The following is a 13,144-nucleotide window of genomic DNA, read 5'->3' as shown; positions in this document are numbered from 1 at the left end:
AAGCCCCAGAGCGCAGGAACGATCAACAAGGGGAAGAAACGTGTCTGCTCCACGCCTGAGGGCGACGCCGCTGCCGGGGATCGGGGTCCAGTACGACCTTCAGACCCGGGAACACCGCCATCTGTCCGTGGTGGCCCACCGCGACGGCACCCGGACGGTGAACGTCTACCGAACCGACGACCCGGACTCCTGCGCCCAGTCGTTGCGGCTCACCGGCGCCGAGGCCGGCGCGCTGATCGACGCACTGCAGCCGTCCCACCACAGCAGCAGCCTGCTCTCCCCGACGGACCTGGGGCTGGTGGCCGAGCGCATCGAGGTGGGCGCGACCTCCCACTGGAACGGGCGGGTCCTGGGCGACACCCGGATGCGGACCGAGACCGGCGCGTCCGTCGTGGCCGTGCTGCGGCGGGCCGAGGCGATCCCGTCCCCGACGCCGGCCTTCCGGCTCGCGGGCGGAGACACCCTGATCGTCATCGGCACCCGCGAGGGCGTCGACGCCGCCGCCGCGATACTCGGGCGGGAGTGAACCGGTGCACTCCGCGATCCTGCTGATCGAGTTCGGTTCCCTCCTGCTCGGCCTCGGTCTGCTCGGCCGGCTGGCCGCCCGGCTGGGCTTCTCCGCCATCCCGCTCTACCTTCTGGCCGGCCTGGCCTTCGGCGAGGGTGGTCTGCTGCCACTCGGCGCGAGCGAGGGGTTCATCGCCACCGGTGCCGAGATCGGCGTCATCCTGCTGCTGTTGATGCTCGGCCTCGAATACACGGCCAGCGATCTCGTCACCAACCTCAAGGCCCACTACCCGGCGGGGCTGGTCGACTTCGCGCTCAACGCCCTGCCGGGTGCCGTGGTCGCGCTGCTGCTGGGCTGGGGTCCGGTGGCCGCCGTTGTGCTGGCGGGCGTCACCTGGATCTCGTCGTCCGGGGTCATCGCCAAGGTGCTCGGCGAGCTGGGCCGGATCGGCAACCGCGAGACACCGGTGATCCTCAGCGTCCTTGTCCTGGAGGACCTGGCGATGGCCGTGTACCTGCCCATCGTCACCGCGGTGGTGGCCGGGGCAGGACTGGCGGCCGGCAGCGTGACGCTGGCGATCGCGCTGGGTGTGGCGGGACTCGTCCTGTTCGCGGCCGTGCGCTACGGCCGGGTGATCTCGCGGTTCGTCTCCAGCGACGATCCGGAGAAGCTGCTGCTCGTCGTGCTGGGTCTGACGATCCTCGTCGCGGGTCTCGCCCAGCAGCTGCAGGTGTCCGCGGCGGTGGGCGCGTTCCTGGTGGGCATCGCGCTGTCCGGGGAGGTCGCGGAGGGCGCCCACACGCTGCTGAGTCCGTTGAGGGACCTGTTCGCCGCGGTCTTCTTCGTCTTCTTCGGGCTGCACACCGACCCGGCGAGCATCCCGCCCGTCCTGCTGCCCGCCCTGGGGCTGGCCGCCGTCACGGCCCTCACGAAGATCGCCACCGGCTACTGGGCCGCCCGGCGGGCCGGGATCTCCGTCAAGGGCCGCTGGCGCACGGGCGGCGCGCTGGTGGCCCGCGGCGAATTCTCGATCGTCATCGCCGGGCTGGCGGTCACCGCCGGCATCGAACCGTCGCTGGGTCCCCTGGCCACGGCGTACGTCCTCATCCTGGTGATCCTCGGTCCGATCACCGCGCGGTACACCGAGCCGCTCGCCATGCGATGGAGCCGCCGCTTCCGGGGCGGCAAGGACATGCCGAGGCCGGTACGGCCGCCGGAGGATGCCAGGGCGGAGGCACCGGTGGGGGACTGAGGGTGGGGACTGAGCCGGTGGGAACTGAGCCGCCCCGCCGCTCACGCGTCGCCGGGCTCCCACCCCTGGCGGCGCAGAGCCCCCGTCACGTCCGGTGCCTCGTAGTGCTCCCCCTTGAGGACCTTGCCGTCGGCGCGGCGGGCGACCTGGCCGTCGGGGCCCAGCTTGGTCATGTTGGAACGGTGGATCTCGGCTATGACCTGGTCCAGGTCGATACCGTGCACGAGCGCCGTGCCGTACGCCACGTAGACGACGTCCGCCAGTTCGTGCGCGAGCCGGTCGAGCGGTCCGGTCACCGACACCTCGGCGACCTCCGCGGCCTCCTCCGCCAGCAGTTCACCGCGGTGCGCTGCCTGCGCCTGCGGGATCTGCGTCGGGGCGGTGCGGACGTCGAGGCCGAAGGCGAGGTGGAATTCACGGACCAGGTCGGCGGGCGAGGAGCTCATACGCCGACTCTAACGGCCGTCTGTGACAACCCCGTGTGATTCCGGCCCTGGTCAGCACGGCGTACGGGCTGGCAGGATCGCGCGCATGTCCAAGGTGTTGTCCCGTATCGGCAGACGCCGCGCCCTGCAGGGCGCGGCCGCCGGCTTCGTCGCCTTCGGGCTGCTGCTGTGGTGGCTGCTGCCGCTGGGCGAGGAGCCGCCGAGCGGGACGATCACCTTCAGCACCGGCACACCGCGCGGGGTCTACCAGCGGTACGGCACCCTGCTGCGCACCGAGCTCGCCAAGGACATGCCGAACCTCGAGGTGCGGCTGATGACCAGCGACGGTTCGCAGGAGAACGTCGCGCGCGTGGCGACCGGCGAGGTCGACTTCACGATCGCCGCGGCGGACGCGGTGGAGACGTACGAGCTCAACAACGGGCCCGGCGCCGACCGGCTGCGCGGGGTCGCCCGCCTGTACGACGACTATGTGCATCTCGTCGTCCCGCGCGGCTCGGACATCCAGTCCGTCGCCGACCTGCGCGGCCGGCGGGTTGCCATAGGGCCTCCCCGCTCAGGTGTGCGACTGATCGCGACCCGGGTGCTCAAGACGGCGGGCATCGACGCGCAGCAGGACATCACGCCGCTGTCCGACGGCATCGACACCGGGCCGAACCGGCTGAAGCGGGACGAGATCGACGCGTTCTTCTGGTCCGGTGGACTGCCGACGGACGGCCTGAAACAGCTCGCGGACACGTTCGACTTCCGGTTCGTCCCGATCGATGCCGACTTCGTGTCCGAGCTGCACCGCCAGGGCCGCGCCACCCACTACTACCGCTCCACCAACATGCCGGAGTCGGCCTACGGCACCGCCCAGAACGGGGCCACCGTGCCGACGATGGCGGTGTCCAACGTGCTGATCACCCGCACGGACATGGATTCCGAGCTCACCGAGTGGCTGACCCGCACGGTGATCAAGAGCCGTGATCGCATCGGCGCCCACGTCCACTCCGCCCAGCTGGTCGACCTGCGCACGGCGATCTACACCGACCCGCTGCCGCTGCACGAGGGTGCCCGGCGCTACTACCGCTCGGTCAAGCCGTAGGTCCGGTCCTCGGCAGGGTCACCGTCACCTTCAGCCCGTGCGGCTCATGATGGCCGTACGCGATGGAGCCGCCGGCCGCCGCGAGCAGGGCGCGTGTGATGGACAGGCCGAGGCCGGAGCCCTTGACGTTCTGGTGGCGGCTGCTGCGCCAGAAGCGGTCGCCGACGCGGGTGAGTTCCTCGTCGGTCAGGCCGGGTCCGCCGTCGGCGACCACGATCGTCGAGGTGTCGCCGTTGGAGGCGACGGTGACCTCGACGCGCTCGTCCTTCGGCGTGAACTTCACCGCGTTGTCGATCACCGCGTCCAGCGCGCTGGACAACGTCACCGGGTCCGCCCAGGCTGTCGTGGGCGGGCAGTCCCCGACCAGCCGGACGCCCCTGGCCTCGGCGGTCGGCGCCCACGCGGCGACGCGCTCGGCGGTCAGCGCGCCGATGTCCGTGAGGCTCAGGTCGGCCTCGGCGTGCTCGGCCAGCGCCAGGTCGAGCAGGTCGTCCAGGACCTGTGCCAGGCGCTTGCCCTCGGTCTGGACCGAGGCGATCTCCTCGTTGCCCTCGGGGAGTTCGAGGGCGAGCAGTTCGATGCGCAGCAGCAGTGCGGACAGCGGGTTGCGCAGTTGGTGCGAGGCGTCGGCGACGAAGGCACGCTGCTGCTCCAGCACGGCCTCGACGTTGTCCGCCATTTCGTTGAACGATCGGGCGAGCCTGCGGAGTTCCGGCGGTCCGCCGGCCGCCGCGACCCGGGACTTCAGGCGTCCCGTGGCGATGTCGTGCGTCGTGGCGTCCAGGACCCGGACGGGTCTGAGCACCCAGCCGGTCAGCCGCAGGGCGGCGCCGACGGCCAGCAGCATCGCGGCCGTCTCGCCCGCGATGATGACCAGCCAGCCGGACAGGATCCGTGAACGCATCTGGCCCGTGGGCGAGTCGGTGACCACGACCGCGACCACGTCGCCGTCCCGGATGACCGGCGACGCGACGACGAGCCGGTGTCGCTGCCAGGGCCACACCTGCTTGGGGTCGTCGCTGCGGCGGCTGAGCAGCGCCTCGTCGAAGGCGTTGCGCACCTCACCCTCCCGGGGGAGGAACCAGTCGGCGGGCGCATGAGCCATGGGGGCGTCATTGGCGTAGAAGACACCGACACGAATGCCGTAGACCTTGTAGTAGCTGTCGAGTTCGCGACTCAGCGTCTCCAGGCGCTCGTCCGGGTCCGTGCGGCGGGATCCACTGGGCGGAGCGGTGACGAACTGGGCGAGGGCCGCGAAGAACGCCGTGTCGTCGATCCGGTCGACGACCACCTTCTGCTGCTGGGCCGCCGCCACGCTGACGGCGAGCGGAATGCCCAGCGCCAGCAGTACGGCCGCCATCAGGACGATGAGCAGCGGCAGGAGACGTGTGTGCACTCTGCCCCGCTACCCGGCCGGGGCGACGAGCCGGTAGCCGACGCCGCGTACGGTCTCGATCAGCGCCGGCATGCGCAGCTTGGCGCGCAGCGAGGCGACGTGCACCTCCAGGGTGCGTCCGGTCCCCTCCCAGCTGGTACGCCACACCTCGCTGATGATCTGTTCCCTGCGGAAGACCACCCCGGGGCGCTGGGCGAGCAGGGCGAGCAGATCGAACTCCTTGCGGGTCAGTTGGACAACCGAACCATCCACGCTGACCTGGCGGGTGGGCAGTTCGATGCGCACAGGGCCCAGGTGCAGGGCGCTCTCGCTGCTGCCCGTGGCCTCTTCGGGGACGCTGCGCCGGCTGACGGCGTGGATCCGGGCGAGCAGCTCCCCCGTGTCGTACGGCTTCACCACGTAGTCGTCGGCGCCCAGGTTGAGGCCGTGGATGCGGGAGCGGACGTCGGAGCGCGCGGTGACCATGATCACCGGGGTGCTGGTGCGTTTGCGGATCTTGCTGCACACCTCGTATCCGTCCTGGTCGGGCAGGCCGAGGTCGAGCAGCACGACACCGAATCCGGGGCCTTCCGGGACGAGCGCCTGGAGGGCCTCCTCCCCACTGCGCGCGTGCGTGACGTCGAAACCGTGCCGCGCCAGGACCGCGGACAGGGCAGCGGCGACATGGTTGTCGTCCTCGACGAGGAGCAGTCTCATCCCGGCCTCCTCCGGTTCATCGGCAGTACGGTCCGTCTGGGTAGAAAACGCGTGCACGCGCGCGCGTGCACCAAGGCAGTGACGCTGATGGGTAAGGACGGCGTCAAGAGGGTTCGGGTTGCGGAGGGCTTCCGTTACCCGGCCGATACGAGCTCCACCCCCAAGTGCTACGACACGTGTCCGACTGCTACCGGATCGTGATACTCAAATTCGCCTCAGATGTAATGACGCAGGTCGCGTAGGGTAGCTACTGTCCTCCGAAACCGCGAGGAGGACGGAGCCTGAGAGCGATGACCGAAGTATCGGTGGCCAAGGAAGATGTGGCCGCGACCGGCGAGCTCGTGGTCCTGAAGAATGTCAACAAGCACTTCGGCGCGTTGCACGTACTCCAGGACATCGATCTGACGATCGCCCGCGGCGAGGTCGTCGTGGTCATCGGGCCCTCCGGGTCCGGGAAGTCCACCCTGTGCCGCACCATCAACCGCCTGGAGACGATCGACTCGGGCGCGATCACCATCGACGGCAAGCCGCTGCCCGCGGAGGGCAAGGAGCTGGCCCGGCTGCGTGCCGACGTCGGGATGGTGTTCCAGTCGTTCAACCTCTTCGCACACAAGACCGTGCTCGAGAACGTGATGCTCGGCCAGATCAAGGTCCGCAGGGCGGACAAGAAGAAGGCCGAGGAGAAGGCGCGCGCCCTGCTCGACCGGGTCGGCGTGGCCTCGCAGGCGGACAAGTACCCCGCCCAGCTCTCCGGAGGCCAGCAGCAGCGTGTCGCGATCGCGCGCGCCCTGGCCATGGACCCGAAGGTCATGCTCTTCGACGAGCCGACCTCGGCCCTCGACCCGGAGATGATCAACGAGGTCCTCGAGGTCATGCAGCAGCTCGCCCGCGACGGCATGACCATGATCGTCGTCACGCACGAGATGGGCTTCGCCCGATCGGCTGCGAACCGTGTGGTGTTCATGGCAGACGGTCGCATCGTCGAAGAGGCTGTGCCGGACCAGTTCTTCAGCAATCCGCGCAGCGACCGCGCCAAGGACTTCCTGTCGAAGATCCTGCACCACTGACCGCGCTCGTCGCGTCCGCGACCAGCTGCGTCACCCGCACCGGACGGCCCGCGTCCACTTCACCACGCAAAGGATGTTCACCATGAAGCTCCGCAAGGTCACCGCCGCGGCGGCCGCCGCGCTTGTCCTGTCCCTGACCGCGACCGCGTGTGGCGGCGACGACGGCGACGGCGACTCGGGTTCGGGTTCGGGCTCGGGCGGTGGCGACAAGGTCACCATCGGCATCAAGTTCGACCAGCCGGGCATCGGCCAGAAGACCCCGGACGGCTACTCGGGCTTCGACGTCGACGTGGCGACCTACGTCGCCAAGGAACTCGGTTACAGCGAGGACCAGATCGAGTGGAAGGAGGCGAAGAGCAGCGACCGCGAGACGATGCTGCAGCGCGGCGACGTCGACTTCATCGTCGCCTCGTACTCGATCACCGACGAGCGCGACGAGTTGGTCGACTTCGCCGGCCCGTACCTGCTGGCCCACCAGGACATCCTGATCCGCGCCGACGACAACTCGATCACGAAGCCGGAAGACCTCAACGACAAGAACCTCTGCTCGGTGGCCGGTTCGACCTCGGCGCAGAACGTCAAGGACAAGCTCGCCCCGGACGCCAACCTCCAGGAGTACGGCGGCTACTCGGAGTGCCTGACCGGCCTGGAGAACAAGGTCGTCGACGCGCTGACCACCGACGACTCCATCCTTGCCGGCTACGCCGCGCAGGAGCAGTTCAAGGGCAAGTTCAAGCTCGCCGGCTTCGAGATGAGCAACGAGAACTACGGAATCGGCGTCAAGGAGGGCAGCGACCTCAAGGACAAGATCAACACCGCCCTGGAGAAGATGGTCGAGGACAAGTCCTGGGACGAGGCCGTGAAGGCCAACTTCGGTCCGGCGAACTACGAGAACGAGCCCGCGCCGAAGATCGGCGACATCGTCAAGTAAGCAGGGCGAAGAGGTAGGCACGCCGCCCTGTGTGGCGGCGTGCCGTGCCCTGCCCATGTGCGGAAGCGCGGGAGACAGTGTTCGACTTTCTTGAAGGCTACGACCTGCTGGAGGCGTTCTGGACGACGGTGCAGCTCACCGTCTACAGCGCCATCGGCTCCCTGATCTGGGGAACTCTGCTGGCCGCCATGCGGGTCAGCCCCGTCCCCCTGATGCGCGGGTTCGGCACCGCCTACGTGAACGTGGTGCGGAACATCCCCTTGACGATCATCATCCTCTTCACATCACTGGGCCTCTACTCGACCCTGGGCATCAGCCTCGGCTCTGACAGGCTCGAAACCATCAACTTCCGGCTCGCCGTACTCGGCTTGATCGCCTACACGGCGGCGTTCGTCTGTGAAGCGCTGCGTTCCGGGATCAACACCGTGCCGGTCGGCCAGGCCGAGGCGGCCCGCGCCATGGGGCTGAACTTCACGCAGGTGCTCACCTTGGTCGTGCTCCCCCAGGCGTTCCGCTCGGTGGTCGGTCCGCTGACGAACGTGCTGATCGCGCTGACCAAGAACACCACGGTCGCGGCGGCGATCGGCGTGGCCGAGGCCGCGCTGCTGATGAAGGAGATGATCGAGAACGAGGCCCAGGTCCTACTCATCTCCGCCATCTTCGCGTTCGGGTTCGTCTGCCTCACCCTCCCGACCGGTCTGATCCTCGGCTGGGTGAGCAAGAAGGTGGCGGTGAAGCGATGAGTTCGGTCCTGTACGACGTCCCCGGGCCCCGGGCCAGGCGGCGGAACGTCCTTCTGTCCGTCGTGTTTGTGATCGCGTTCGCCGCCACGGTGTGGTGGGTGGTCGACAAGCTCAACGAGAAGAACCAGCTCGACTGGGCGAAGTGGGAACCCTTCCTCACCGGCTCCGAGGCGTGGACCACGTACATCTGGCCGGGCCTGGAGAACACTCTCATCGCGGCCGCCCTCGCCATGGTCATCGCCCTGCCGCTCGGAGCGTTCTTCGGCATCGCGCGGCTCTCCGACCACTGGTCGGTGCGGTGGCCCTCCGGCATTGTGGTGGAGTTCTTCCGCGCCATCCCGGTGCTGATCCTGATGCTCTTCGCCAACGCGGCGTACTCCGAGTTCACGGACATCAGCTCGGACGACCGCCCGCTCTATGCGGTGGTCACCGGCCTGGTGCTCTACAACGCCTCGGTGCTCGCGGAGATCGTGCGGGCCGGCATCCTCGCCCTCCCCAAGGGTCAGTCGGAGGCCGCGATGGCCATCGGGCTGCGCAAGGGCCAGACGATGCGGTACGTGCTGCTGCCGCAGTCGGTCACCGCGATGCTGCCCGCCATTGTCAGCCAGCTGGTGGTCATCGTGAAGGACACCGCACTCGGCGGCGCACTGCTCAACTTCTCCGACCTGATGGCGGCGGTCCGCCCCATGAGCTCGTTCTACGGCGCGAACACCATCGCCAGCTTCACGGTCGTGGCCGTCATCTTCATCCTGATCAACTTCGCGCTCACCACCTTCGCGAGCTGGCTGGAGGCCAGGCTCAGGCGCAGCAAGAAGAGCACGGGTGCCGTGGTCGGGGTGGAAATGATCGAGGATCTGGAGACCGTGGGACACGCGCCGCCGGCGCCCGGAAGTGACCTCAAGCAGTAAGTGCGAGCGATCCTCGGACTCCGCACGAGGGGGGTGGCGCAGCGGATGCGCCACCCCCCTCGTGCATGACGATGCGTCAGGCTGCTGTTGATCCAGCGGTACTCAGTTGATGGGTTTGATCGCCACGGCCCTGGTGTCCCCGGATACGGGCAGATACACGGATAGGGTGACGTTGGCATTCATCTTGCCGATGATGCTCACCACGGCCGTCTTGTTGCATCCCTTGACCGTCGTCTCGTCATCCGTGTACCCACCCTCGGGGTGTGCTGCGGCGATGCGTACCCGCCACTCCTTGCAGCCCTTGTAGGAAACATGGATGTAGTGGTTCCGGGTGTTCCGCGTCATCAGGCTGCGGTACTGCTTGTCACTGTATTGCCACTTGTACCCGCCGCCGAGAACGTCAACTTCCCCTTTGCGCGTGCCGAGATAGACGGCGTCGACGTCGTCGGCCGAAGCGGGCGCCGCCGCCGAGAGGGCGCCAGTGACGACTGCCAGGGATGCGCCCAGAACCGCCATTCTGGTGCGCGTCACGCAACGCATGAAGGCCATCGATGACTCCTTGATCATGGTCGAAGTTGTGTTCTCCTGCGCGACGACCACCCGTCGTCCGGTCATGCCGGGTAGTCACCCCACTTCCAAGACCAGCGGTCATCGAATTCAGCGTTGGGGTAATAGACAATCTTGGCGTACGCGGTGAACGACTTGCACTTGTTCTTGGGCGGCAGCGCTTTTGTCTCCGTTTCGACAGGCGCCCTTCCAGAGGTGTTCTTCTCATAAACCTTCTTGCTCGGGTTCGTGCAGTAAATCTGCCCCAGCAGGTTGAACACTTTCGTCCGGCAACCGTCCGACGACTTGAACCACGCCTTCAGGTATGTTCCGTACTGGTCGGAGTCGTACCAGACCTTGAGTTTCGGGTTACCGCAACCGGCAGCCGCAGCCGGGGTAGCGGTTGCCATCGTGGCCGACGAGGCCACGACGACACCTGCGAGCACAAGCGAACCACGCCGAGCCCAGGACCTCAGGAGCCGACTTTCTGAGACTGACAAACGCATCCCTCTTCACCCTCTCAGGGGGCCATGTTCGTTTCGAGCGAATCCGGATCGCCGCACGGGTGAGCCGTGTGCTCATTACACCGGAGCCAGCTCACCGTCCGGCATCCCCTCTCCGGGGGATCTCATCGATGCGATCGAGCATCCACGACATACGCCCCAAAGCAGCTAAAGCCGCCATTTACAGCAAACGTGATCATCGTTTACGCGACAGTCGCCAACGCACATCAAGACAGGCCTAAATAACCGACACCAGGAATGAAGAGCTTGACGCGGCACCATCCCCGCACCAAAGATAAGCCAATTAGGCCATCTGACCAGTGGCCAACCATCAAGGTTCCGCACATCACAAGAGAACACCGGGGGCCGCGGAATGCGAATCGAGATAATCGACGACGGGAATTTCTTCTGTGCGACTCTCCACGCAATACTGAAGTCGCAGCCATCTCTAAATTTCGTCACAGCGGGCGACGCAAAGCCCGAAATCATCGTAAGTAGCCATATTTGGAGGCGCAACTCCGCTGAAGACCTTCAGCTCGTCCGGAGAATGGCTCCCGGAATTCCGATCCTGGTCGTGACCGACCAAATTCCACAAACCGGAGTTCGACCAATACTGGCGATGGGGGCGGCGGGTATACTCCTGCAGGAGAGCGTTGCACGACACATTTCATGGGCCATCCCGGCGATCTCAAACGGATACCGCGTACTCTCACCCGAGATCTCCGAGTCGATGATCAGCGAATACCTCGGCCCCTCATCCAGGACATCGCAGGAGCGGTCTGCCCGGGAAAGAATTCTCCGTTTGAGCCAGAGAGAGCAGGAGGTTCTGGAGCTCGTCAGTCGCGGAATGTCCAACCGGGAAATCGCGGCCGAGCTCTTCATCAGTCCCGAGACAGTGAAGGACCATGTCCGATCGATCCGGGCAAAACTGGACGTCGCCAATCGTGTGCACGCCGCTCGCGTGGCGTGGCTCGCGCGGGACGCGAAGACCCGGACCGTAGCGTAGGCGCCGCAAGAACCGCTTGACAGCGACGATCCCTGGAGGCCCCGCACACGGGTGAACGACCCAGAGGCGACGGCGTGATCACCAAGGTCTCCGTCACTTGACGCAAGCACCGGCAATAGGTTGCATACGTTCTGTGATCGTGCACCCTGCTCCAACCTCCTGTTCACACACGTCCATCCAGGCACCACTGGGAACGGGGAGCGGCGCGCCGTGGACCCGGTGATCATCGTCGGAGCGGGGCCCGTCGGGCTCACGCTCGCCCTGGCGCTCGCACGTCAGGAAGTGCCGTCCGTCGTCCTGGGCGAGGGGCCGGGCAAGGACGAACCGCGGCTCGCCCGGACCGTCGTACTGCGCGAGGACACCGCCGCCCTCATGGAACGGCTGACCGGGGTGCCGCTCGACGAGGTCGGGATGCGCTGGGCCGGATGGCGGTCGATGCGGCGCAAGCAGGTGATGCGTGAGGTCACGTTCGGCACCGCGGGAGATGAGGGCCAGGACGGTGCGGAGGCCGCGGAGACCGCACCTCCCGTCGAGTTCGCCCCGCTGCACATCGCCCAGCACGTCCTGACCAACGCCCTGCGCGCGGCCCTCGCGCACGAACGGCTCGTCAAGGTCGCCGTGGACAGCCGCCTCGACACCATCGAGCAGGAGCCCTCCGGTGTCAGCGCGCACACTCGAGGTCCCAAGGGCACGTGGTGGCGCGGCAGTTATCTGGTCGGCTGCGACGGTCCCCGCTCGACCGTACGCAAGCTCCAGGACATCCGCTTCCCCGGCCGCACCGCGGTGGAGCGGTACGCCGTCGCCGCCCTGCGGGCGGAACTTCCGTGGCCCGGTCGGGCGTTGCTCCATCGGATGCCGCCGTGGCGGACATCGGGACCTTCGGGCGGGGAGATCACCGCGCGCCCGCTCCCGGACGGCGTCTGGCGGCTGGACTGGCTGCTGCCGCCCGGCAAGGACCTGGTCACGCCCGAGCTGCTGGTGGCCCGCGTCCGGGAGACCCTCGCGGGCTGGACCGACGGCTCCACACCGTCGTACGAACTCCTGGACACCGGAGTCCACACGGTCCACCACCGGCTGGCCCGCCGCTGGCGGGTCGGCCGGGTGTTCATCGCCGGGGACGCCGCCCACCTGCTGGGCGCGCTGGGCACGCACGGTCTGGACGAGGGGCTCCGGGACGCCGACAACCTCGCCTGGAAGCTGGCACTGGCCTGGCACCACGGGCCGCACGAGGCCCTGCTGGACAGCTATCAGACCGAGCGCCGCGCGGTGGTCGCTGCCCGGCTGCGCAACGCCGACCAGGTGCTCCCGCTCCTCCGCGGCAGCGGGAGCCTGCGTTCGTACGTCCCCGGCACCGCCCGCGGCCATGACGCACTGCTCACCGACGGACACCTGGGGCGCGGTCCGCTGGGCGCCCCGGGCACCTACGCCGACTCCCCGCTCACCCCCCGCTACCTCGAGGACCAGGCACCCGTCCACACAGCCCCCGGAGCACCCGTCACGGACGTACGGGTCACCGCCGAGGACGGTTCCTTCGTACGACTGCGCGACCGGCTCGGCCGCGGCGCGCTGCTCGTCGTCCTGATCGCCCCGGGCACCGGGGTGTGGGAGCGCAAGCACTGGGTGACCGCGGGAATCATGCCCCGGCTCGCTGCCGCGGTCACCGCGCTGCCGCATCCCGCCGAACTGCTCGTCGCCGAGAGCTATCCGGGCGCCGCCGCCCACACCGTGCTCCTGGTCCGGCCCGACGGGCACCTCGTCACGGCCCTGAACGGGGTGCGCCCGGCCGACCTGTACGCGGCGGCCGAAGCCACGCTCGGCGGCCCGGCGAAGGCGCCGGAAGAGGCGACGGCGGGTACTCGTTGACGCCCTCACCTGGGTAGGGCCTCGTCTTCACCGTCGCTGCGTCCGCACAGTGCCGGTGAGTTGACCGGCCCGCACCGGCATGGTGTACTCCGGTCGTGACCGACACCTGTGTACGCCTGTGGCGGAGGGTCCACATGGACCTCGTCCGCTATGCGGGCTGTGTGTGTCGCCCGTCCTGCTGATCTCGCCTCTCTC

Annotated in this window: 15 protein-coding genes; 10 read left to right on the top strand and 5 right to left on the bottom strand. The window is 67.9% G+C overall.

Features of this window, described 5'->3' with window-relative positions; translation table 11 throughout:
• The first annotated feature begins 40 nt into the window (after positions 1–40).
• A complete protein-coding gene (locus ACFV7R_RS22160; protein WP_385265947.1) occupies positions 41–526 on the top strand; it encodes a cation:proton antiporter regulatory subunit in 486 nt (161 codons plus the stop codon).
• Between the two features lie 4 nt (positions 527–530).
• Positions 531–1,760 (top strand): cation:proton antiporter, encoded by a 1,230-nt coding sequence (locus ACFV7R_RS22155; protein WP_385265945.1) that lies wholly within the window; start codon positions 531–533, stop codon positions 1,758–1,760.
• Between the two features lie 41 nt (positions 1,761–1,801).
• On the opposite strand, the gene ACFV7R_RS22150 is transcribed toward ACFV7R_RS22155, so the two are convergent.
• Complete coding sequence (locus ACFV7R_RS22150; RefSeq protein WP_385265943.1) at positions 1,802–2,206, bottom strand: MazG nucleotide pyrophosphohydrolase domain-containing protein; 405 nt, start codon at positions 2,204–2,206, stop codon at positions 1,802–1,804.
• An 85-nt stretch (positions 2,207–2,291) separates the two neighbouring features.
• On the opposite strand from ACFV7R_RS22150, the gene ACFV7R_RS22145 reads away from it, so the two are divergent.
• Complete coding sequence (locus tag ACFV7R_RS22145) at positions 2,292–3,290, top strand: TAXI family TRAP transporter solute-binding subunit (RefSeq protein WP_385265940.1); 999 nt, start codon at positions 2,292–2,294, stop codon at positions 3,288–3,290.
• On the opposite strand, the gene ACFV7R_RS22140 is transcribed toward ACFV7R_RS22145, so the two are convergent.
• On the bottom strand, positions 3,280–4,686 hold the full coding sequence (locus ACFV7R_RS22140) for a sensor histidine kinase (protein WP_385265937.1): 1,407 nt from the start codon (positions 4,684–4,686) through the stop codon (positions 3,280–3,282). The two genes, ACFV7R_RS22145 and ACFV7R_RS22140, sit on opposite strands and share 11 nt — an antisense overlap.
• Before the next feature lie 9 nt (positions 4,687–4,695).
• Complete coding sequence (locus tag ACFV7R_RS22135) at positions 4,696–5,382, bottom strand: response regulator transcription factor (protein WP_385265934.1); 687 nt, start codon at positions 5,380–5,382, stop codon at positions 4,696–4,698.
• Between the two features lie 290 nt (positions 5,383–5,672).
• Here ACFV7R_RS22135 and ACFV7R_RS22130 point away from each other — a divergent pair, with 290 nt between their 5' ends.
• From ACFV7R_RS22130 to ACFV7R_RS22115, 4 genes are all read left to right on the top strand, one after another.
• Complete coding sequence (locus ACFV7R_RS22130; protein WP_129801104.1) at positions 5,673–6,449, top strand: amino acid ABC transporter ATP-binding protein; 777 nt, start codon at positions 5,673–5,675, stop codon at positions 6,447–6,449.
• An 82-nt stretch (positions 6,450–6,531) separates the two neighbouring features.
• Complete coding sequence (locus ACFV7R_RS22125) at positions 6,532–7,380, top strand: glutamate ABC transporter substrate-binding protein (protein ID WP_385265932.1); 849 nt, start codon at positions 6,532–6,534, stop codon at positions 7,378–7,380.
• A 77-nt stretch (positions 7,381–7,457) separates the two neighbouring features.
• The gene (locus ACFV7R_RS22120; RefSeq protein WP_385265930.1) at positions 7,458–8,123 is read left to right on the top strand and encodes an amino acid ABC transporter permease; all 666 of its coding nucleotides are present in this window, start codon (positions 7,458–7,460) and stop codon (positions 8,121–8,123) included.
• Positions 8,120–9,031, top strand: a complete 912-nt coding sequence (locus tag ACFV7R_RS22115; RefSeq protein WP_385265928.1) for an amino acid ABC transporter permease — start codon at positions 8,120–8,122, stop codon at positions 9,029–9,031. Before ACFV7R_RS22120 ends, ACFV7R_RS22115 begins: the two co-directional genes overlap by 4 nt.
• A gap of 102 nt (positions 9,032–9,133) precedes the next feature.
• Here the strand turns inward: ACFV7R_RS22115 and ACFV7R_RS22110 are convergent, their stop codons facing one another.
• Both ACFV7R_RS22110 and ACFV7R_RS22105 read right to left on the bottom strand, forming a co-directional pair.
• Positions 9,134–9,646, bottom strand: coding sequence for a hypothetical protein (locus ACFV7R_RS22110; protein ID WP_385265925.1), 513 nt, complete (start codon positions 9,644–9,646; stop codon positions 9,134–9,136).
• Positions 9,643–10,005, bottom strand: a complete 363-nt coding sequence (locus ACFV7R_RS22105) for a hypothetical protein (protein ID WP_385265924.1) — start codon at positions 10,003–10,005, stop codon at positions 9,643–9,645. The genes ACFV7R_RS22110 and ACFV7R_RS22105 overlap by 4 nt, the downstream gene beginning before the upstream one ends.
• Before the next feature lie 448 nt (positions 10,006–10,453).
• On the opposite strand from ACFV7R_RS22105, the gene ACFV7R_RS22100 reads away from it, so the two are divergent.
• The 3 genes from ACFV7R_RS22100 to ACFV7R_RS22090 all read left to right on the top strand — a co-directional run bounded on the left by ACFV7R_RS22100 (position 10,454) and on the right by ACFV7R_RS22090 (position 13,131).
• Positions 10,454–11,086 carry a DNA-binding response regulator gene (locus ACFV7R_RS22100; RefSeq protein ID WP_385265922.1) on the top strand — a complete coding sequence of 211 codons (633 nt, stop codon included), beginning with the start codon at positions 10,454–10,456 and terminating at the stop codon, positions 11,084–11,086.
• A gap of 210 nt (positions 11,087–11,296) precedes the next feature.
• Positions 11,297–12,949, top strand: coding sequence for an FAD-dependent monooxygenase (locus ACFV7R_RS22095; protein ID WP_385265920.1), 1,653 nt, complete (start codon positions 11,297–11,299; stop codon positions 12,947–12,949).
• A gap of 134 nt (positions 12,950–13,083) precedes the next feature.
• Positions 13,084–13,131: a hypothetical protein gene (locus tag ACFV7R_RS22090; RefSeq protein ID WP_309506048.1), complete on the top strand. Its 48-nt coding sequence runs from the start codon at positions 13,084–13,086 to the stop codon at positions 13,129–13,131.
• Positions 13,132–13,144 lie beyond the last annotated feature (13 nt).

This window comes from Streptomyces sp. NPDC059866, assembly GCF_042731325.1.
GTDB lineage: Bacteria > Actinomycetota > Actinomycetes > Streptomycetales > Streptomycetaceae > Streptomyces > Streptomyces flavusporus.
The sequence above is the reverse complement of the archived record's forward strand: the minus strand, read 5'-3'. Positions and strand labels throughout refer to the sequence as shown.

What these genes read in the sequence shown, in the direction of transcription:
- ACFV7R_RS22110 (WP_385265925.1), bottom strand. Translation starts at nt 9,646, where the DNA reads ATGACCGGACGACGGGTGGTCGTCGCGCAGGAGAACACAACTTCGACC.
- ACFV7R_RS22115 (WP_385265928.1), top strand. Translation starts at nt 8,120, where the DNA reads ATGAGTTCGGTCCTGTACGACGTCCCCGGGCCCCGGGCCAGGCGGCGG.
- ACFV7R_RS22125 (WP_385265932.1), top strand. Translation starts at nt 6,532, where the DNA reads ATGAAGCTCCGCAAGGTCACCGCCGCGGCGGCCGCCGCGCTTGTCCTG.
- ACFV7R_RS22150 (WP_385265943.1), bottom strand. Translation starts at nt 2,206, where the DNA reads ATGAGCTCCTCGCCCGCCGACCTGGTCCGTGAATTCCACCTCGCCTTC.
- ACFV7R_RS22130 (WP_129801104.1), top strand. Translation starts at nt 5,673, where the DNA reads ATGACCGAAGTATCGGTGGCCAAGGAAGATGTGGCCGCGACCGGCGAG.
- ACFV7R_RS22135 (WP_385265934.1), bottom strand. Translation starts at nt 5,382, where the DNA reads ATGAGACTGCTCCTCGTCGAGGACGACAACCATGTCGCCGCTGCCCTG.
- ACFV7R_RS22100 (WP_385265922.1), top strand. Translation starts at nt 10,454, where the DNA reads ATGCGAATCGAGATAATCGACGACGGGAATTTCTTCTGTGCGACTCTC.
- ACFV7R_RS22145 (WP_385265940.1), top strand. Translation starts at nt 2,292, where the DNA reads ATGTCCAAGGTGTTGTCCCGTATCGGCAGACGCCGCGCCCTGCAGGGC.